This window comes from Micromonospora noduli (assembly GCF_003264475.1).
Classification (GTDB): Bacteria; Actinomycetota; Actinomycetes; order Mycobacteriales; family Micromonosporaceae; genus Micromonospora; species Micromonospora noduli.
Genome location: NZ_PYAC01000041.1, coordinates 88,731 through 106,547, shown reverse-complemented (window position 1 = coordinate 106,547; position 17,817 = coordinate 88,731). Strand labels below are relative to the sequence as shown.

The window sequence follows — 17,817 nt, the reverse complement described above, 5'->3', positions numbered from 1 at the left end:
CTCAGCCACCTCCGGTGCGGGCGGCCAGGCCGCTGGCGTACAGGTAGGTCAACGCGTCGGCCGGGTCGGGTTCCGGGCTGTTCAGGGCGAACCGCACCGCCTCGTCGAGGGTCGCCTCGACCTCGGCGTCCACGGCGGCGCGGTCGGTGTCGGTGAGGCGTTCGCCCTGGATGCGCACCGGATCTCGGGCCCGACCACGGCTCACCTCGTCGGGTGGGCGGTAGTCGTCGAGGCGTACCGCGTGTTCGAAGGTGTGGTGGACGTCGAAGCGGTAGGTCCGGGCCTCGATCAGCTCGGGGCCGCCGCCGGCGCGCATCCGGTCGACGGCGGCGCACGCGGCGACGCGTACCGTCTCGGGGTCCTGGCCGTCGACCTGGACGGCCGGGATGTCGAACGCGGCGGCCCGGCCGGCGATGCTGCCGGCCACCGCGCCGGCGACCGGCATGGTGGTGGCGTAACCGTTGTTCTCGCAGACGAACAGCACCGGCACCCGCCACAGGGCGGCCAGGTTGAACGCCTCCAGCAGCATCCCCTCGTTGACCGCGCCGTCGCCGAAGAAGCTCACCCCGACGGTGTCGCGGCCCCGGCGGCGGTGGGCCCAGACCGCGCCCGTGATGATCGCCCCGGAGGCGCCGACGATGGCGTTGGCGCCGAGCACACCGATGCTCAGGTCGGCGGCGTGCATCGAACCGCCCCGGCCGGCGTTGAGGCCGGTGACCCGGCCGCACAGCTCGGCGAGCATCCGGGCCGGGTCGGCCCCGCGGGCCAGGACGTGCCCGTGCCCGCGGTGGGTGCCGGCGAGCACGTCGTCGGCGTCCAGCGCGGCGCAGACGCCGGCGGCGATCCCCTCCTGACCGAGGTACGGGTGGATGCCGCCGACGATCTGCCCGCCGTGGACCAGCTCCACCGCCCGTTCCTCGAACCGGCGGATCAGCCGGACCGTGCGGTAGAGCCGGACCGGGTCGGCGTCGGTCACGCGGGCCCCTTGATGGCGGCCAGGATGTCGTCCCAGAGCCGGGCCCGGGCGGCGAGGGCGGTGTTGACCGTGTCGGCGCACTCCTGCCACTTGCTGTCGTCGTCGCCGCACAGGTCGGCGAGCATCTGCATGGCCATCGGGGTGTGCTGTTCGCCGTCGACCTCGATGTGCCGGTGCAGGTAGTCGACGAAGGTGTGCAGCCGGTTGCTGTGCTCGTTGACCGTGACGACCTGGGTGAACATGTCCGGGATCAGGTCCTCCCGGCCGAAGGCGAAGGCCGCCGCCTGGCAGTGCACCGGGGTGGACTCGATGATGTGCCAGGTGGTCGCGGCGAACCTCGCCGACGCGGCCGGCACCCCGGCCTCGGCGAGCGCCTCGGTGACCGGTCGGCCGGCGCGCAGCAGGTCGACCAGCGCGTTCACCGCCGTGGTGTCCGCGCCGGCCTCGGCCATGCCCTGCACGTACAGCTCGAAGTGGCTGATGTAGCCGCCGCCCAGCTCGTCGCTCTCCTCGACCATGACGATGTCGTTGATGAGGCGGCGGCTGCCGGTCGGGCCGGTCGGGATCCACGGCACTGTGACGCAGGTCAGTTGCCGTTGCAGCGACTTCAGCAGGGACATGAAGTCCCAGACCGCGAAGACGTGGTGCTGCATGAAGGTGACCAGCGCATCGTGGGTGTCGAGGTTGGCGTAGAGCGGGTGCTTGACCACGGCGTCGCGCCGGTCGGTCACCGCCTGCTCCAACCGTTCGATGCCCGGGTGCGTCCTACCCCAGTCGTACCGTGACATGTCAGCCTCCCTGCTGGGCGCGGTGGCGCCAGATGACCGGGCAGTACTCGGGGTCCGCGTAGTCCGGCCGCCCGTCGTGGGTGCGGCGGACCAGCACGTCGTGGTTGTACGCGGCGAGCGTGCCGTCGGAGAGCGGATACTCCCGCCAGGCGTTGTCGCCGTCCTGCAGGTGCAGTGAGATCGCCTGTCGGGGGCGACCGCTGACGTTGGGGCCGCTGCCGTGGTAGGTGCGGCAGTGGTGGAAGCTCACGTGTCCCTTGGGGATCACCATCGGGATCTTGCGGATCTCCGCGCCGTTGTACGCGGCGTTCTCGGCCAGCATCTCCTCCAGCTGGCTGCGGTCCCGGTCGGCGAAGTGCCGCACCACTGTGTCGTCCGCGCCGATCTCCTTCCACCGGTGCGAACCGTCGACCATCGTGATGGTGCCCATCTCCTCCCCGCAGTCGTGGAAGGGGATGAACGCGGTGAGCATCTTCTCCGACGACGAGGACGCCCAGTAGTGCTTGTCGAAGTGCCAGGGCACGATGTTGCTGGGCTCGCCGGAGATCGGCGGCTTGTAGATCAGCGTGGACTGGAAGACCCGGATCTCGTCGGCCTGGGCGAGCCGGGCGGCGACCGCGCCGAGCAGCGGCTTGCGCAGGATCGCGCCGAGCCCGTCGTGCTCGTGGTGGACGTAGTCGTTGTGGCGCTGCACCGGGCCCAAGGACTGCTCCCAGTAGGCCAGCTTCGGTGGGCGTACCGGCAGCCGCCGATCCCGCTCCCCGTCGTAGTAGCGCTGCGTGGCGGCGGCGAGGGCGTCCACCTCGTCGTCGGTGAACACCTTTCCCGACAGGTACCAGCCGTGCTCGGCGTAGTGCCGCACGTCGTCGTCGGACGGCAGCAGCGCCTGCTCCTCGGCGGTCAACGTCGACTCGTAGTCGGTCGCGGTCACTGTGCCTCCTTTGTTCGCGACTGCGGGGCTCGCAAACCCGGCTCACTCCTCGCGGTCACGCCCCCACCCCCTGTGGTGTGGCCGCCACGGCGGCCAGTTCCCGTTCCTTGGCCTCGTAGAGCGCCTTGATGTTGCCGCTGCCGAAGCCCCGCGCGCCGCGTCGCTCGATCAGCTCCAGGAAGAGCGTGCGACGCACGTGCATCGACTCGGCGAAGATCTGCAAGAGCTGGCCGTCGTGGTCGGAGTCGACGAGCACACCCAGCTCGCGCAGCCGGTGCAGCGGGGCGTCGATCCGACCGACCCGCGCCTCCAGGGCGTCGTAGTAGCTGGCGGGGGTGCCGGCGAAACGCACGCCGCGCCGGCCCAGGGCCTCGACCGCGCCGACGATGTCGTCGGTGCGCAGCCCCAGGTGCTGCACTCCCCCGCCGGCGTGCTGGTCGAGGAACGCGTCGATCTGCCCGGGCCGCCGGGTGCGGTCCGGTTCGAGCAGCACCACTGTGACCCGCCCGGAGGGACTCTGCACCACCTTGGAGTTCATTCCCTGCCCGTCGACCTCGATGTACTCCTCGAAGATCTGCGCGAAGTCGAACAGCGCCTCAAAGTGCCGGACCGTCTCGTCGAGCTGGCCGGGCGGCACGCAGACCGCCAGGTGGTCGATCTCGGCGAGCACCGGCGGGTGGTCGTCCGTCGTGGACACCGCAGCGGTGATGGCGCCGGGCAGAAACGCGCCCCCCTCGCCGCGGCGCTGCACCAGCCGGTGCCGCACGTCGGCGAAGCCGTCCACCTCGGCGATCACCACCTCGGCGTCCGCGCCGGTGCGGGTGGTCGGCGGCGTCACCCCGGTCGCGCCCCGACCCAGCAACTCGGCGTACGCGGCCGACACGTCGTCGACCTCGACAGCGACGACAGCGATGCCGTCACCGTGGCGTTGCACGTACCGCGACGCCGGATGCTCGGCGCTCAGCCCGGAGGTGAGCAGCAACCGGATGTCGCCGTGGCAGAGCAGCAGCGAGCGCTGCCCCGCCAGGCCGGTCTCCGGACCACCCTGGCCACAGATCTCGAAGCCGACGGCGGTGCTGAAGTAGAAGGCCGCCTGTCGGGCGTCCCCCACGTAGAGTTCGATGTGGTCGATACCACGGATGTCCATGTCCCCTGAAACCCTTCCCACCCGATTCCCCCTGTGTTGCCGTCCGGGCACACCCCGCCCGGGATGCCGCCTCGATCACCCCCTCGGCTCGGCGACGCGGGCCAGCAGCAGGCTCACGTTCTGGCCGCCGAACCCGAACGAGTTGGTGACCGCGTACTCCAGGTCGGCCTTGCGGGGCGTGCCACGGATGTGGTCCGCCGGGCAGGCCGGATCCGGATCGTCGAGGTGGTACGTGGGCGGCAGCAGCCCCCGACCGAGCGCCAACGCGGTGGCCGCCGCCTCCAGCACCCCGGAGGCACCGAGCAGGTGACCGGTGAGCGCCTTGGTGGAGCTGACCGGCACACCGCCGACTCCGAAGACGTCGGCCAGGGCGGTGGTCTCCGCGATGTCACCGAGCTTCGTGCCGGTGCCGTGCGCGTTGACGTAACCGACCGCCGCCGCCGGCACACCGGCACTGCGCAGCGCCCGGCGGATGCACGCCGCCGCGCCGGCGCCGTCCGGGCGGGGGGCGGTCGGGTGGTACGCGTCCGTCGTCGCGCCGTGGCCGGCCACCTCGGCGTACCCGGCGACGCCGCGCGCCGCCGCGTGCTCGGCGCGTTCGAGCACCAGCAGCGCGGCACCCTCGGACAGGACGAACCCGCTGCGCGAGGTGTCGAACGGGCGACTCGCCCGGCCCGGGTCGGTGCCGGCGCGCGCCAACGCCCGCGCGTTGCCGAACGTGTCGGCGAAGGTCGGGAAGAGCGGTGCCTCGCTGGCCCCGCAGAGCACCACGTCGACCTCTCCGGTCGCGATGAGCCGCACCCCGTCGGCGACCGCCTGGGCGCCGGAGGCGCAGGCGGTGCCGACCGACGAGCTGTAGCCGCGGATTCCGTGCGCAATGGCGATCCGCGCCGCCGGCATGTTCGGCAGGATCCCGGTGAGCAGGTACGGGCTGACCGCCGCCCGACCCCGGGCCGCCCGGGCCAGCACCTGCGACTCGAGGGTGGCCATCCCCCCGACCCCACCGACGATCACACCGATCCGATCCGGGTCGATGTCGCGGCCCACCTCGATGCCAGCGTCGGCGAGAGCGTCGGCGGCGGCGAGCAGGGCGAGGACGACGATCCGGTCCAGCACCCGGGTCTCCGGCCCGGACGCGACCGTCCGCGGGTCGATGTCGGGCAGCAGGCCGGCAACGTCCAGCGACTCCCTGACCGGGTGGCCCTCGGGCGGGCGGGTCAGCCCGGACCGGCCGGTGGTCAGCGCGTCGAAGGTCTCCTCGACGCCCCGCCCGACCGGGGTGAACAGACCCATCCCCGTGATCAACGCGGTCACGAGCTGGCCTCGGTGAGGTAGCGCTCGCGCAGGACCACCTTGCGGACCTTGCCGGTCACGGTGACCGGGATGTCGGCGGAGCGCACCGGCACGACCCGGCGCAGCGTGGCGCCGACGTCCGGGCCGAGGGCGGCGCGGACCCGCTCGGTGCGGTCCTCGGCCTCGTCGGCGCCGGCGGCCAACTCCAGCAGCACGTCGGTGACGACCGCGCCGGCCTCGGCGACGATCACCACAGTGCAGTCGGTGACGTCCGGGCAGGCGGCGAGGATGCGCTCCTCGGACAGCGCTGTGTAGAAGCGCCGCCCGTCACCGGCGTCGACCGAGTCCACCGCCCGGTCGAGGTGGTAGTAGCGGCCGTCGGTGTCGGCCCGGACCAGGTCACCGGTGAGGTACCAGCCGCGCTGGCGGAAGCGGTAGGTGGTGACCGAGTCGTTCCAGTAACCCCGGAACAGCGACGGCGAGTCGATGCCCAGGAAACCCACCTCGCCGACCGGCACCGGCTCGCCGTCGGCGTCGAGCACCGCGACAGTGGCGAACTGGTACGGGCGGCCGATGCAGCGGCCGTACCGGTCGGTGTCGGCGCGGTGGGTGATGTGGAACATCGAGTGCCCCATCTCGCTGGAGCCCAGCCCGTCGATGAAGACCGAGCCGGGCACCTTTGCCACCCCGTCGCGGGTGATGGTGTCGCGCCAACCGACCGCGACGAGGCGACGGATGTGCGGCTCGTGCGAGGCGTCGCCGGTGTTGAACCACAGCCGCACCGAGTCCAGGTCGTACCCGGACAGGTCGAAGCGGGCCAACTCCGCCCAGGTGACCGAGAAACCGAACACCCCGTCGGGGCGCCAGCGTTGGATGGCGTCGAGCACCCGCTCGCCGCCCTGCTCGGAGAGCAGGAACATCTGCGCGCGGTTGCCCAGCGCCTGGTTGACCATCAGCACCGTGGCGGTGTGCGGTGCGGGCAGCGCGTTGAGGATCCGGGTGGTGCCCTGCGCCTGCGGCATGGTGAGCAGGTGCCGGGTGGCCGCGAAGAGGCTGGCGTGCGAGTGGAGCACCGCCTTGGGCACCCCTGTCGTCCCGGAGGTGTGGGTGATCACGATCGGGTCGTCCGGGTGGTGCCGGTAGTGCGCCGGGGCCGTGGCTGGGTCACCCGTGCCGGCCTGCGCAGGGGTACCGAGCACTGGTACGCCCAGGTCGTGCCCGGCCAGCGACGCGGTGTGCGCGTCGTCGGCCAGCACACCGACACTCCGTAGGCGACGGATGTACTCGGCGGCGATCTCCGGGCGGAGTTTGCCGTTCATCAGCGCCGGGATCGCCCCGAGCCGGGCCAGCGCCAGGAAGCTGAGCACCATGTCGGCGGCGGTGGAGGCCCAGACGGCGACCGGGTCGCGGGGGCGTACCCCCTGCTCGTGCAGCCAGGCGGCGCGGGCAGCGACCCGCTCGTCGAGCCGCCCCAGCGTCAGCGGCGTTTCGGCCGGGTGCCCGTCGACGGCGGTGTCGAAGGTCAGGCCAGGCCCGTCCGGGTCGGCGCCGTGCGCCAGCACCCGGGCCAGGACGTTGCCCGCACCCAGCTCGGTGTCGGCGGCCAGTGCGCCGCGCAGTCCCCGTGTCCTCATGGTCGTGCTCCTCCCCCCAGCAGCACCGCGACCGCCTCGGTCGGCTTCTCGGGTGCCTGTTCGATCAGGATCAGCAACACCTCGTCGGCGTCGCCGTCGTCGCGCAGCAGGTCGGCCTCGGCGACACCGTCGGTGTACGGGTCGCCGGTCGGGCTGAGGCAGACCACCGGGCCACGCAGGCCCCAGCGGGCCGCGAGGTGCCCGGCGACGCTGTTGGGCACGGACTGGAAAAAGAACAGTGGGCCGATCCGCCCGCCGGCCTCGACGGTGGCCCGTACGTGCTGGGCGCTGGCGAGATCACCGCTGGCGCTGACCAGCACGATCCCCGTCCGCACCCCGGCGGGCACTCCCGCCGATCCGTACCCCCGTCGCAGACACCGTTCCGCGACGGCCACCACCACCGGCGCGAAGTCCGAGTGCACGAACCCCGGCACCCCCGCCGCGCCGCCGCCGTCCCCACCCTCAGGCCACCAGGCCCGAGCCCTCTCCCCCGGCGATCTTGCGGTTTCGGTCGTCGTTTCGCGTGGTTGGTCGGATTCGTCGGGACAGGAGGTGCAAGATCGCGGGGAGTTGGGGGCGGTCATCCGACGCCGACCAGGAGAGCGGTGTTGGCGCCGCCGAAGGCGGCGTTGAGGGTCAGGGCGTGGGTTGCCGTCGTCCTTCGCGGGCCATCCTTGACGACGTTCAGAGGGCAGGACTCGTCCTGGGCCAGCCAGCCGGCGTTGACCGGCAGTTCGCCGTGGCGCAGCGCGAGCGCGGTGACCACCAGTTCGAGCAACCCGGACGCCTCCAGCGCGTGCCCGTGCACCGACTTCGTGGAGCTGACCGGGACCCGGTCGGCATGCCCGCCGAGGGCCCGGCGCAGGGCTGCCGCCTCGGCGGTGTCGCTCTGCGCGGTACCGGTGGCGTTGGCGTTGACGTAGCCGACGGACTGCGGTGGCAGCCCGGCCCGGCGCAGCGCGCCGCCGACCGCGCGGGCCAACCCGGTGCCGCCGGGCTCCGGCTGGCAGGGATGGAACGCGTCACCGGCCCGCCCCCAACCGACCACTGTGGCCACCGGGTCGACGCCGCGTCGCCGGCCGGTGCTCGATTCCAGCACCACCGCGGCCACGCCGTCGCCCAGCAGCAACCCCCGGCGGCCGGCGCTGAACGGGCGGACCGCCCCGTCGACCGCGAGGGCGCGACCGGCGTCGAAGAGCGCGAACTGGTCCGGCTCCACCAGGTAGCCGGCCGCGACCACCACACGCTCGACATCACCCCGGGTGATCCGGGCGGCGGCGTCGGCCACCGCCGTGCTCGCGGACACGCAGGCGCTGGTGTAGACCCGGGTGTGACCCGAGAGTCCACAACGGGCGGCGAGCTGGCCGGCGAGCACGGCTGGCGCCGGACCGAGGGCCGGGCCTGCACCGGCGACCGGGCCCGCACCGAGGGTCGGGCCGCCGTGCACGGCGAGCAGCAGCGCGCAGCCGGCGCGCTGCGCGCGGTCCAGGCCGGCCGCCCGGCAGGCCCCGTCGATCGCGGCGGCCAACTCGTCGGGGAGGGTGGCGACCTCGGGCACTGTGGCCGCCACTGTGACCCGGCGGGCGGCGGTGTCGAATCGGTCCACCGGGCCGAACGCCGGCACCCCGGCCAGCGCACCGGCGAGCTGCGCGTCGGCGCCCCGTCCCAGGGCGCTGACCGCGTACACGCCGGTGAGCTGGGCGACGCGCGCCTCAACCATCTGCGGAGGCGGTCAGCGACGCCCGGAACACCACCAGGGCGTCGTCGACGGTGCGGATGCCGGCCAGTTCGTCGTCGGTGAGGTCCAGCCGGCGTTCGTAGCGCTGCTCGACGAGGTGCACCAGCCAGGCAAGCTCCATCGAGCCGATCCGGTCGGACACCTCGGCAGCCGGTTTCGCGGTGAGTTCGGCGAGCATGGTCATCAGGTCAGCTCGCCCCAGATCGGGCTGACCGCTCATCAGCCTTTGTCGCTCGTCGCCTCGGTGACGCGATTGGCGACCATGGTGGTGAACTCGCCGACCGTCATGAGGGCCAGTTGCTCCGACTCGTCGTCGGCGAACGTCACGCCGTACCGGTCCTCGACCCGCACGGACAGGTCGGCCAGAGCGAGCGATTCCAGGTCGACGCCGGAGGGGCCGAGCGTGGTGTCGTCGTCGAGCCCCTCGACGTCGTAGTTCATGTCGGCGAGCTGCTCGACGACGAAGGCGCGGACCTCGGCTCTCATGGATACCCTCTCTGCGTGGCTCAGCTGACGGTGTCCGGTCGGGACACCGCCTACGTGTGGGTCGGCCGCGACACCGGCGGTCAGCCGGATCCGGCCGCTGTGCTGGTGCGGCGGGCGGGTGCTCTGCTGCTCGGCCGCCCGGAGACCGAGTTGGTGCTGACGCACGACCGCGAGGGACGGCCGGTCGTCCGGGTCGACGAGGTGACCGGGTCGGTCGAGGTGGCGGTCAGCGTCAGCCGCACCGCCGGGCTGGTGGCGGTCGCCGCCCGTCGGGCCGGCGCGGTCGGGGTGGACGTGGAGCGCATCCGCCCGCTGCCGGCGCTCGCGCTGGCCCACCGCTGGTTCCCGCCCGCCGAGCTGGCCTGGTTGGGCGATCGGCCCGAGGCCGGCCGGACGGTGGACTTCCTGCGGCTGTGGACCGCCAAGGAGGCGGTCGGCAAGGCGCTCGGGCGGGGGTTGCGCGACGGCGGGCTGCACCGGTTGATGCCGCCGCCGGGGCTGCCGTTGCGGCCGGTGCCCGGCGACGAACTCCTGCGGGTCGGTCACCCACGGCTGGGCGGGGACCTCGTCCTGGCGGTCGCAGTGCGGGCGAGCGCGCAGGTCGACGTCGAGGTGGTGCAGCGGCCCGGTCACGGGGTGACCGCCGAGCGCAGCGCGTCGGTCGAGCGGACCAGCTTGCCGGTGGTGGTACGGGGCAACTGATCGAGCAGGTGCAGCGCCCGGGGCCGTTTGTAGCCGGCCAACCGCTCGGCGAGGAGCTTGTCCAGCGTCTCCTCCGACAGCGGCCCGTCGGGTTGGACGTACGCGGTGATGCCGTCGTCCCAGACCACCACCGCGGCGGCAACCCCGGTCAGCTCGGCGACGGTGGCCTCCACCTCGGTCAGGTCGACCTTCATCCCGCCGACGGAGACCTGCGAGTCGAGTCGACCGCGCACCGTGACCAGGCCGGTGTCCTCATCGACGGTGCCGGCGTCGCGGGTGTGCAGCCAGCCGTCGGACCAGCGGGTCGGGTCACTCAGGCCGACGTACGGCGACGCCGGGCAGGACACCCACAGCTCACCGCCGGACTCGCGGACCTGGATCCCGGGCGCGGGGGCGATCGACGGTCGGTGCGACCCGTACAGGTCGGTGCCGATCACCCCGACCTCGGTCATCCCGTACATGTTGCCCAGCGGCACCCCGTACCGGTCGGTGAACGCCCGGGCGACGGCGGCCGGCACCAGCTCGCCGCCGGTGGTCATCCGCCGCAGCTGCGGCAGTGGCCCGGCCGGGCGGGTGGAGGCGAGCAGTCCGATGTGGAACGGGACACCGAGCACGGTGGCCGGTGTGGTGCCGGCGCTGATCGCGGCCAGCACGGCGTCGCCGCTGAGCCGTTCCGGCGGCACCAGCTCGACCCCGGCGTGCAGCCCGTAGAGCAGGCCGCCGACCAGGCCGAGCACGTGCACCATCGAGGGCAGCAGGATGATCCGCTCGCCGGGCAGCGCCACCCCGTCGATCCGGGTGTAGCGGTGCACCTCGGCGACCAGGTCGGCGGCGGTGCGGCCGATCACCTTGGACGGGCCGGTGGAGCCGGAGCTGAGCTGGATCACGGCATGGCCGCTGACCGCCGGGCGGTCGGCGTACCGGGTGACGCCCTCGGTGACGTCGACGAAGATCTTCAGCGCGCCGCCACCGGTCCGCACCGGAGCGACCACCACCTGCGGGGTCAACCGGGCCAGCGCCCGGTCCACCTCGTGGTCGGTGAGCCGGTGGTCGAGCAGGATCGCCTGCCCCCCGGCGCGCCAGGTGGCGAGCAGGTTCACCACGTACGCCAGCGACGGTGGCAACCGCAGCGCCGCGGCGCCACCGGGGCGCAGTCCGGCGGTGGTCAACCGGTCCTGCGCGTCGGTCACCAGCCGGTGCAGTGTGGCCCGGTCGACGGGCTCGGGCAAACGGAGACAAACGTCGGTCGGGTGGCCGGCGAAAAGGACTTCGTCCACCCAGCCGGGGTCGGTCGCCGTAGGATCTTCTGCCGTCACTGCCGTTCACCGCCCAGCATGAAAGAGGGCGAATCCGCCCATCACGTACGCTTGTCGGGGTGCTGCGGGGAACCATACGACGCCCACAAGGCCATTGCTAGATGCGAATGGATGGATCAAAAGCAGCGGCCAGCCGGATTGCCGACAGCCCGTTCGGCGGACAGAATCAGGCGGGCGACTTGGCGGAGCGTCACCGAGGTATGACCCCTCGTACCACCGTCGCGCGGTGCCAGCCGGACGGCCGATGGCGTCGCGCTCACCGGGTGAGCCAGACGATGCGCGCGCGCTAGCTCGGTTTGATGCTGGCGAGTTGCACCAGCAGCTGAACCAGCCGGTACGCCTCGGCGACGTCGGCGGCGTGGAAGGCGACCGTCCGGCCGCCGCCGACGCGGGTCACACCCGGCACCAGAGTTGCGAGGTCGACCATGTACGGGCCGTACAGGTCGACCTCGACGTCCAACGGCCCGGCCATCTTCGGCGGCGGAATCGAGGCGCGCCGGGCGATCGCGTCGGCGGCGGCGCGGCGCAGCCGCTCCCGTGCCTCCTGCGGATGCAGGGCCACCGCGGCGGCCTGCCCCAGGGTCTGCTTGACGGCGACGGTGACTGCCGAGGGCACCAGCTCGCTGAATTCCGTGCAGGCCGTGTCGTCTCCGCTGAGCAGGACGACGGGCGCGTCCAGGTGCCCCGCCATGGCGACGTTGAGGCCGATCTCGCCCAGCGATCGTCCGGCCACCCGCACGTCGAGGATGGCGTCACTTATCGTGTGGGCCAGCACGGCTGGCCCGGCACCGGCCCGGGCGTGATAGCCGACGAGCAGAACGGCATCCGTCTGCTCGTCCAGCCCCGCGAGCATGCCCAGCGCGCGGGGTTTGCCCCGCACGAGGTGAGCACGCCGGTCGAGGTCCTCCGGCAGGATGTTCCGAAACGTCCCGTGCGCGTCGGCGACCCACACCACGGCGTCGGGTTCGGCATCGAGGACCCCGGCAATCACCGCGTTCGCCTCGGCCGTCATCAACGCCCGACCGCGCTCGTAGTCGTACCGATCCGGATTCGTCTCGGTGGGATGCACGATCCCCGAGATGCCTTCCAGGTCCACCGAGATCAGTGCCTTCATGGCTCCAGGACCCTACGCCCTCTGACCACAATGTCGACCCCGCCCTCGGAGCGGCGACTGGCGCGCTCCAGGCAACGCCGCGCGCGAGGAGACGTGCTCGTACAAGGAAATAGTGGCCTCCGCCCGAGGGCGAGGCCACTACATCCTGGATCGAGCGCGATCATCCAGGCCGGCGCGGAGCGTCAGGTCAGCGCCGGCGTCTGGGCGTGGATGTGGAAGCGCAGCGAACGGGCGTCGGTGAAGCACTCCCGCATCGGGCGTACGAGGTCCCGGTGCTCCGGGCTGCGTTCCCACTCTTCGAAGTCGGCCAGGCTCGCCCACTCGCTGGTGATCAACCACTGCTCCGGGTCGGTCGACGACCGGCACACCTGGTCGACCAGGTGCCCCGGCACACCGCTGGCGACGAGGTGCCGCACCTCCTCGTACGCGGCGAGGAACTGCTCGGTGCGCGGCACCGGCACCCGTACCAGAAAGACCACCCGGGCCCGTTTGTCGCTCATGACGCCTCTCCCCTCATCGGCGCGGCCCCGCGCAGGACCAGCGCGCTGTTGAACCCGTCGAAGCCCCGCGCGCAGATCAGGGCGAGTCGGCTTCGCGGGCGGCGGTGCTCGCGTAGGAAGTCCAGGTCGCAGCCCTCGGCCACCTCGTCCGGTCCCGCCGACGCGGGCAACGTGTCGTGGGCGAAGGCGAGCAGCGCGGTGGCCACGTCCAACGCCGAGCCGCCCTGGTACGCCCGACCGGTCAGCGGCTTCTGCGTGGTCACCGGGGGCGGCCGGTCGGCGAACACGGCCCGCAGCGCCTCGGCCTCGCTGCGGTCGTAGCGGTGCACGCCGAGCGCGTCGGGCAGCACCACGTCGATTCCAGCGGCGGCGACGCCCGCCCGGTCCAGGGCCAGCCGCATCGCCCGTGCGTACTGGGCTGGGTCGCCGCTGCTCTCCGCCGTGGTGTGCGCGGCGTCGTGGGTGGAGCCCCACCCGCTCACCTCGCCGTAGACACGGGCGCCCCGGGCCAGGGCGTGCCCCAACTCCTCCACCACGAACACGGCTCCGCCCTCGGCCGGCAGGTAACCGCTGGCCGTGGCGTCGAACGGCCGGTACGCCCGCTCCGGGTCGGCGACGTCACTGAGCAGCCCCGAGCGCAGCTGGCAGGCGAGCGCGTACGGACTCAACGGGCACTCGGTGGCCCCGGCGATCACGACCGGGGTGCCGCGGCGCACCGCGCGGGCGGCGTGCGCCAGGCTGTCCAGCCCGCCGGCCGACTCCGCGACCAGCACCCCGCTCGGGCCCTTGAACTGGTGGTGGATGGAGAGCTGCCCGACGCTGGCCGCGTAGAACCAGGCGATCGACTGGTACGCGCCGACCGTCCGCGACGTGCCGCCCCACAGCCGTTGCAGTTCCCGCTGACCGAACAGGTTGCCCCCGGACGAACTGGCCAGGGTCACCGCGTAGCCGTACGGGTCGGGGGCCCGGTCGGGCAGGCCGGCGTCGGCCAGCGCCAGCCGGGTGGCGGCGAAGCCGAGGTGCGTCCACCTGTCGGTCTGCACCAACTGTCGGCTATCGGCGTAGGAGTCGGCGGTGAAGCCGGGCACCTCCCCGCCGAAGCGGGTCGGATAGCCGGCCGGGTCGAACAACGTGATCGGCCCGGTCCGGCGGGTGCCGGCGAGGACCGTGCGCCAGTGCGCGTCCGCGCCGATGCCGCTCGGTGCGACCACCCCGATGCCGGTCACCACGGCGCGAGCCACCTCCGCGCTCACACCAGCACTCCGCTTCGCTCCGCGCCGGCGCGAGACGCCGCGCTGCTGTGCCTGATGGTTCGCTCGCTACGCTCGCTCACGCCGCCACCGCGCCGAGCATCCGACGGAAAACCATCGCCGACTGGAAACCGCCGAACCCGCTGCCCACCGAGAGGGCCACGTCCACCGGAACCTCCCGTGCCTCATTGGGTACGTAGTCCAGGTCGCACTCCGGGTCCCGGGTGCTCCAGTTCGCCGTCGGTGGCACCACACCGAACTCGATGGCGAGGGCGCACGCGGCCATCTCGATCGACCCGATCGCGCCGAGCGAGTGCCCGACCATCGACTTGATCGAGCTGATCGGTATCCGGTACGCGGCCTGGCCCAGCGCCCGCTTGAACGCGGCCGTCTCGTGTCGGTCGTTCTGCCGGGTGCCCGAGCCGTGCGCGCTGATGTAGGAGACCTGCTCGGGCAGGATCCGGCCCTGCCGGAGCGCGTCGGTGACGGCGAGGCCCATCTCCAGCCCGTCCGGCCGCAGCCCGGTCATGTGGAAGCCGTTGCTGCGGCTGGCGTAGCCGGCCACCTCGCAGTAGATGTGCGCTCCCCGCCGCCGGGCGTGCCCGGCCTCCTCCAGCACCAGCACCGCCCCGCCCTCGGCCAGCACGAACCCGTGCCGGTCGGCGTCGAACGGGCGGGAGGCGTGTGCCGGGTCGTCGTTGTCCGGGCTGGTCGCCTTGATCGCGTCGAACGAGGCGACGGTGACCGGGGAGATCGGCGAGTCGGACGCACCGGCCAGCATCACGTCCGCCTCACCGTCCACGATCATCTGGTGGGCGTACCCGATGGCGTCGATGCCGGAGGTGCACCCGGTGGAGACCACCTGCGCCGGGCCGTGCAGCCCGTGCCGGCAGGCCACGTCCGCCGCGAGGCTGCTGGGCACCAACGCCTGATAGAGGTACGGGCCACCGCGCGCCCCGTCCACCAGCCAGCGTCGGCCGTGCTCGCTCACTGTGACGTACTCCTGCTCCAACGCCATCGTGCCGCCCACCGCCGTGCCCAGCACCACCCCGGCCCGGTCCCGTTCCGCGTCGGTGAGCACCAACTGGGCATCGGCCACCGCCTCGACGGAGCAGGCCAGCGCGAACTGCACGTACCGGTCGGCCCGCCGCAGTTCGGCCTCGCTGAGCCCCGCCGCGACCGGGTCGAAGTCGCACTCCGCCGCGATCTGCGACCGGAACGCCGACGGGTCGAAGAAACTGATCCGCCGGGTGGCGGTCCGCCCCTCGGTGATGGTCTTCCAGAAGCGGTCCCGGCTGGCGCCGCCCGGGGCGACCACCCCAATGCCGGTCACCACCGTGCGGCGCCCGGTCATGACCCGCCCCGCTGTTCGACCAGTTCGGTGTCGACGTGGCCCAGTTCGGGCCGGGGGGCGAGCGGGCCCAGGTGGAAGACCACCTCGGCCGGTTCGACGCCGGTGTTGCGCAGCCGGTGCCGCACGTTCACCGGTACGAACAGCCCCTCACCGGCGGCCAGCAGCGTCGGCTGGTCGTCCAGGTCGACGGTGATCGCGCCCCGCACCAGGTACAGGAACTCCTCGCTGTACGGGTGGTAGTGCTCGGCGATCCGCTCCCCTGGTTCGAGGGTCGCCACCCCGAGAAAACCGGAGGTGCTGCCGACGGTGCGGGGGCCGAGCAGCACCCGAAGCTCACCGCCGCGACGGCGGTCGGCGGGTACGTCCCGGGCGGCGATCGGGCGGGTGCTCAGGTCACTCATCGTCGGCCTCCGTCGGTGTGTCGCTGGCGGTCTGGCTGCCCTGGTCGGCACGCTGCCAGGCGATCCGCTCCACCCGGTCCTTGATCACCGCGAGTTGGATCACGCTGTTGGTGTTGATCCGCTCGGTCATCGCGGCGTTGTCGACCGGCGCGGTCGGTTTCATCGCGAAGTCCTGCGTCCAGGTCATCCGGGTGCCACCGGCCTCCTCGGTGTAGCGCCAGTGGATGCGCATGTACTCGAACGGTCCGGTCTCGACCCGGTGCGCCCGGACCTGCCTGCTCACCGGGTCGGCGGTGCGCTCGCTGACCCAACTCCAGGACACCCCGTTCTCGTCGGGGTACATGGTGAGGCGGAACCGCACCGTGTGCCCCTCGCGGTGCAGGATCTCCACCACTGCGTACTCGGTGAACAGCTCGGTCCAGTTCGCCACGTCGTTGGTGACCTCCCAGACCAGCCCCAGCGGCGCGTCGATGACCATGCTGTTCTCGGTGTGTCCGGGCGGGTCGGTGCGGCGGGCGACCAGGTCGGCCACCGCCGGGATGCTCAACTGTCCGGCCTGCTCGGGGATGGCCACCTGCCAGCGGTCGGCGACGACGGCCGACAGTTCCAGCAGGGCGAGCGAGTCCATGCCCAGCTCCTCCAGCGACGCGGCGGGCGCCCGGGCCGCGGCGTCGGCGTCCAGCCCGCAGTGCGCCACCAGGATGTCGGTGATCTCGGCGGTCATCGGGCGACCATGGGTGACGGTCATCGGGTCCTCCTGTGGGTTGCGTCGGGATCTGCGGCGGGCGCGGTGCGCGGTGCGGGAGTGACCGTCGGCCCCGGCGCGGGCGCGGCGAGCAGACGGTCGACCAGGCCGGTGGTGTAGCGGCCCTTGCGGAATGCGGCGTCGTCGAGCACCCGCCGGACGAACGGGATGGTGGTGTGTACGCCCGGACCGGCGATGTCGAACTCGTCCAGGGCGCGTTCCAGCCGGTTGAGGGCCAACTCCCGGTCGGGCGCCCAGACGATCACCTTGGCGAGCAGTGAGTCGTACCAGGGGCCGACCAGGTAACCGGCGCTGGCGTGGGTGTCCACCCGGGTGAACGGGCCGCCGGGTGGCGTGAACCGCTCCAACCGGCCGGGGGCGGGGGCGAAGCCGCGCGCGGGGTCCTCGGTGTTGACCCGACACTCCACAGCGACGCCGTGCAGGCGGATCTCCTCCTGCCGCCACCGCAGCGGCACGCCGGCGGCGATGTGCAGTTGCTCGTGCACCAGGTCGATCCCGGTGACCATCTCGGTGACCGGATGCTCCACCTGGATCCGGCAGTTGATCTCCAGGAAGTGGAACTTCTCCTCGGCGTCGACCAGGAACTCCAGCGTGCCGGCACCGACGAAGCCGACCTGGAGCGCACCCCGCAGGGCGGTCTCGGCGATGGTGTCGAGAACGGCGGCGGGCAGTGCCGGGGCGGGCGCCTCCTCGACCAGCTTCTGGTGCCGGCGCTGCACGGAGCAGTCCCGGGTGCCCAGGTGCACCCCGTTGCCGTGGGCGTCGCAGAGCACCTGCACCTCGACGTGCCGTGCCTCGGTGAGGTAGCGCTCGACGTACACCCGGTCGTCGCCGAAGGCGGCCTGCGCGGCGGCCCGGGTCCGGGTGTACGCCCGGCGCAGCTCGCGCGGGCTGTGCACCACTGTCATCCCCCGGCCCCCGCCCCCGGCGGCGGCCTTCACGATCACCGGGTAGCCGACGGCGTCGGCCACCTCGGCCGCCGCGGCGGCGGTCGGCACCGGCGCGACACTGCCCGGCGACAGCGGCAGGCCGGCGCGGCTCATCAGTGCGCGGGCCGAGGACTTGTCGGCCAGCGCGGCCATCACCGCCGGTGGCGGGCCGATGAACGTCAGCCCGTTGTCGGCGCAGATCTCGGCGAAGTCGGCGTCCTCGGAGAGGAAGCCGTAGCCGGGGTGCACGGCCTGCGCCCCCACCTGCCGGGCCGCCTCCACGATCGCGGCGGCGTTGAGGTAGCTGCGCCGACTCGACGCCGGTCCGATCCGGACGGCCTGGTCGGCGAGGCGGACCGCCGCCGAGTCGGCGTCGGCGGCGGAGTAGACCACCGCCGTTCGCACGCCGAGCTCCTTGCAGGCACGCAGCACCCGCAGCGCGATCTCGCCCCGGTTGGCGATCAGCACGGTCTCGAACATGGTCAACCACCC

General features: G+C 72.7%; 19 protein-coding genes. 1 reads left to right on the top strand and 18 read right to left on the bottom strand.

From position 1 onward, the window contains the following. Position 1 precedes the first annotated feature (1 nt). From MED15_RS28020 to MED15_RS27975, 10 genes are all read right to left on the bottom strand, one after another. Positions 2–976 carry a thiamine pyrophosphate-dependent dehydrogenase E1 component subunit alpha gene (locus tag MED15_RS28020; protein WP_112737365.1) on the bottom strand — a complete coding sequence of 325 codons (975 nt, stop codon included), beginning with the start codon at positions 974–976 and terminating at the stop codon, positions 2–4. After that, entirely contained in the window at positions 973–1,764 is a 792-nt protein-coding gene (locus MED15_RS28015) for a DUF3050 domain-containing protein (protein ID WP_112587227.1), read from the bottom strand. Before MED15_RS28015 ends, MED15_RS28020 begins: the two co-directional genes overlap by 4 nt. A gap of 1 nt (position 1,765) precedes the next feature. Next, a complete protein-coding gene (locus MED15_RS28010) occupies positions 1,766–2,695 on the bottom strand; it encodes a phytanoyl-CoA dioxygenase family protein (protein WP_112587229.1) in 930 nt (309 codons plus the stop codon). 55 nt (positions 2,696–2,750) lie between these two features. Continuing rightward, entirely contained in the window at positions 2,751–3,842 is a 1,092-nt protein-coding gene (hppD, locus tag MED15_RS28005; protein WP_112724784.1) for a 4-hydroxyphenylpyruvate dioxygenase, read from the bottom strand. A 75-nt stretch (positions 3,843–3,917) separates the two neighbouring features. After that, positions 3,918–5,156, bottom strand: coding sequence for a beta-ketoacyl-[acyl-carrier-protein] synthase family protein (locus tag MED15_RS28000; protein ID WP_112587232.1), 1,239 nt, complete (start codon positions 5,154–5,156; stop codon positions 3,918–3,920). Next, entirely contained in the window at positions 5,153–6,769 is a 1,617-nt protein-coding gene (locus tag MED15_RS27995; RefSeq protein ID WP_112737363.1) for a class I adenylate-forming enzyme family protein, read from the bottom strand. The genes MED15_RS28000 and MED15_RS27995 overlap by 4 nt, the downstream gene beginning before the upstream one ends. Further along, entirely contained in the window at positions 6,766–7,203 is a 438-nt protein-coding gene (locus MED15_RS27990) for a beta-ketoacyl synthase chain length factor (RefSeq protein ID WP_244220620.1), read from the bottom strand. Before MED15_RS27990 ends, MED15_RS27995 begins: the two co-directional genes overlap by 4 nt. Positions 7,204–7,349: 146 nt before the next feature. Continuing rightward, positions 7,350–8,489, bottom strand: a complete 1,140-nt coding sequence (locus tag MED15_RS27985; protein WP_112699244.1) for a beta-ketoacyl-[acyl-carrier-protein] synthase family protein — start codon at positions 8,487–8,489, stop codon at positions 7,350–7,352. Next, entirely contained in the window at positions 8,482–8,727 is a 246-nt protein-coding gene (locus MED15_RS27980) for an acyl carrier protein (protein WP_112587240.1), read from the bottom strand. The genes MED15_RS27985 and MED15_RS27980 overlap by 8 nt, the downstream gene beginning before the upstream one ends. Continuing rightward, a complete protein-coding gene (locus MED15_RS27975) occupies positions 8,727–8,993 on the bottom strand; it encodes an acyl carrier protein (protein ID WP_091397621.1) in 267 nt (88 codons plus the stop codon). The genes MED15_RS27980 and MED15_RS27975 overlap by 1 nt, the downstream gene beginning before the upstream one ends. 15 nt (positions 8,994–9,008) lie before the next feature. Between MED15_RS27975 and MED15_RS27970 the strand changes: the two genes are divergently transcribed. Further along, positions 9,009–9,695, top strand: coding sequence for a 4'-phosphopantetheinyl transferase family protein (locus MED15_RS27970; protein WP_244220619.1), 687 nt, complete (start codon positions 9,009–9,011; stop codon positions 9,693–9,695). On the opposite strand, the gene MED15_RS27965 is transcribed toward MED15_RS27970, so the two are convergent. The 8 genes from MED15_RS27965 to MED15_RS27930 all read right to left on the bottom strand — a co-directional run bounded on the left by MED15_RS27965 (position 9,623) and on the right by MED15_RS27930 (position 17,805). Further along, positions 9,623–10,972 (bottom strand): class I adenylate-forming enzyme family protein, encoded by a 1,350-nt coding sequence (locus tag MED15_RS27965; RefSeq protein WP_112699245.1) that lies wholly within the window; start codon positions 10,970–10,972, stop codon positions 9,623–9,625. The two genes, MED15_RS27970 and MED15_RS27965, sit on opposite strands and share 73 nt — an antisense overlap. Before the next feature lie 325 nt (positions 10,973–11,297). Further along, on the bottom strand, positions 11,298–12,125 hold the full coding sequence (locus tag MED15_RS27960; RefSeq protein ID WP_112587244.1) for a M55 family metallopeptidase: 828 nt from the start codon (positions 12,123–12,125) through the stop codon (positions 11,298–11,300). A gap of 182 nt (positions 12,126–12,307) precedes the next feature. Further along, positions 12,308–12,625: an antibiotic biosynthesis monooxygenase family protein gene (locus MED15_RS27955; protein ID WP_112587246.1), complete on the bottom strand. Its 318-nt coding sequence runs from the start codon at positions 12,623–12,625 to the stop codon at positions 12,308–12,310. Beyond that, positions 12,622–13,878, bottom strand: coding sequence for a beta-ketoacyl synthase N-terminal-like domain-containing protein (locus MED15_RS27950; protein ID WP_244220618.1), 1,257 nt, complete (start codon positions 13,876–13,878; stop codon positions 12,622–12,624). Before MED15_RS27950 ends, MED15_RS27955 begins: the two co-directional genes overlap by 4 nt. A 76-nt stretch (positions 13,879–13,954) precedes the next feature. After that, on the bottom strand, positions 13,955–15,229 hold the full coding sequence (locus MED15_RS27945) for a beta-ketoacyl-[acyl-carrier-protein] synthase family protein (protein ID WP_112587248.1): 1,275 nt from the start codon (positions 15,227–15,229) through the stop codon (positions 13,955–13,957). Then, positions 15,226–15,630: a cupin domain-containing protein gene (locus MED15_RS27940; RefSeq protein WP_112587250.1), complete on the bottom strand. Its 405-nt coding sequence runs from the start codon at positions 15,628–15,630 to the stop codon at positions 15,226–15,228. The genes MED15_RS27945 and MED15_RS27940 overlap by 4 nt, the downstream gene beginning before the upstream one ends. Beyond that, positions 15,623–16,378: an SRPBCC family protein gene (locus MED15_RS27935; protein WP_112699247.1), complete on the bottom strand. Its 756-nt coding sequence runs from the start codon at positions 16,376–16,378 to the stop codon at positions 15,623–15,625. The genes MED15_RS27940 and MED15_RS27935 overlap by 8 nt, the downstream gene beginning before the upstream one ends. Next, a complete protein-coding gene (locus MED15_RS27930) occupies positions 16,375–17,805 on the bottom strand; it encodes an acetyl-CoA carboxylase biotin carboxylase subunit (protein ID WP_112587254.1) in 1,431 nt (476 codons plus the stop codon). Before MED15_RS27930 ends, MED15_RS27935 begins: the two co-directional genes overlap by 4 nt. Between the last annotated feature and the right edge of the window lie 12 nt (positions 17,806–17,817).

What these genes read in the sequence shown, in the direction of transcription:
- hppD (WP_112724784.1), bottom strand. Translation starts at nt 3,842, where the DNA reads ATGGACATCCGTGGTATCGACCACATCGAACTCTACGTGGGGGACGCC.
- MED15_RS27940 (WP_112587250.1), bottom strand. Translation starts at nt 15,630, where the DNA reads ATGAGTGACCTGAGCACCCGCCCGATCGCCGCCCGGGACGTACCCGCC.
- MED15_RS27955 (WP_112587246.1), bottom strand. Translation starts at nt 12,625, where the DNA reads ATGAGCGACAAACGGGCCCGGGTGGTCTTTCTGGTACGGGTGCCGGTG.
- MED15_RS27945 (WP_112587248.1), bottom strand. Translation starts at nt 15,229, where the DNA reads ATGACCGGGCGCCGCACGGTGGTGACCGGCATTGGGGTGGTCGCCCCG.
- MED15_RS27995 (WP_112737363.1), bottom strand. Translation starts at nt 6,769, where the DNA reads ATGAGGACACGGGGACTGCGCGGCGCACTGGCCGCCGACACCGAGCTG.
- MED15_RS27960 (WP_112587244.1), bottom strand. Translation starts at nt 12,125, where the DNA reads ATGAAGGCACTGATCTCGGTGGACCTGGAAGGCATCTCGGGGATCGTG.
- MED15_RS27985 (WP_112699244.1), bottom strand. Translation starts at nt 8,489, where the DNA reads ATGGTTGAGGCGCGCGTCGCCCAGCTCACCGGCGTGTACGCGGTCAGC.
- MED15_RS27975 (WP_091397621.1), bottom strand. Translation starts at nt 8,993, where the DNA reads ATGAGAGCCGAGGTCCGCGCCTTCGTCGTCGAGCAGCTCGCCGACATG.
- MED15_RS27930 (WP_112587254.1), bottom strand. Translation starts at nt 17,805, where the DNA reads ATGTTCGAGACCGTGCTGATCGCCAACCGGGGCGAGATCGCGCTGCGG.
- MED15_RS28015 (WP_112587227.1), bottom strand. Translation starts at nt 1,764, where the DNA reads ATGTCACGGTACGACTGGGGTAGGACGCACCCGGGCATCGAACGGTTG.
- MED15_RS27980 (WP_112587240.1), bottom strand. Translation starts at nt 8,727, where the DNA reads ATGAGCGGTCAGCCCGATCTGGGGCGAGCTGACCTGATGACCATGCTC.
- MED15_RS27935 (WP_112699247.1), bottom strand. Translation starts at nt 16,378, where the DNA reads ATGACCGTCACCCATGGTCGCCCGATGACCGCCGAGATCACCGACATC.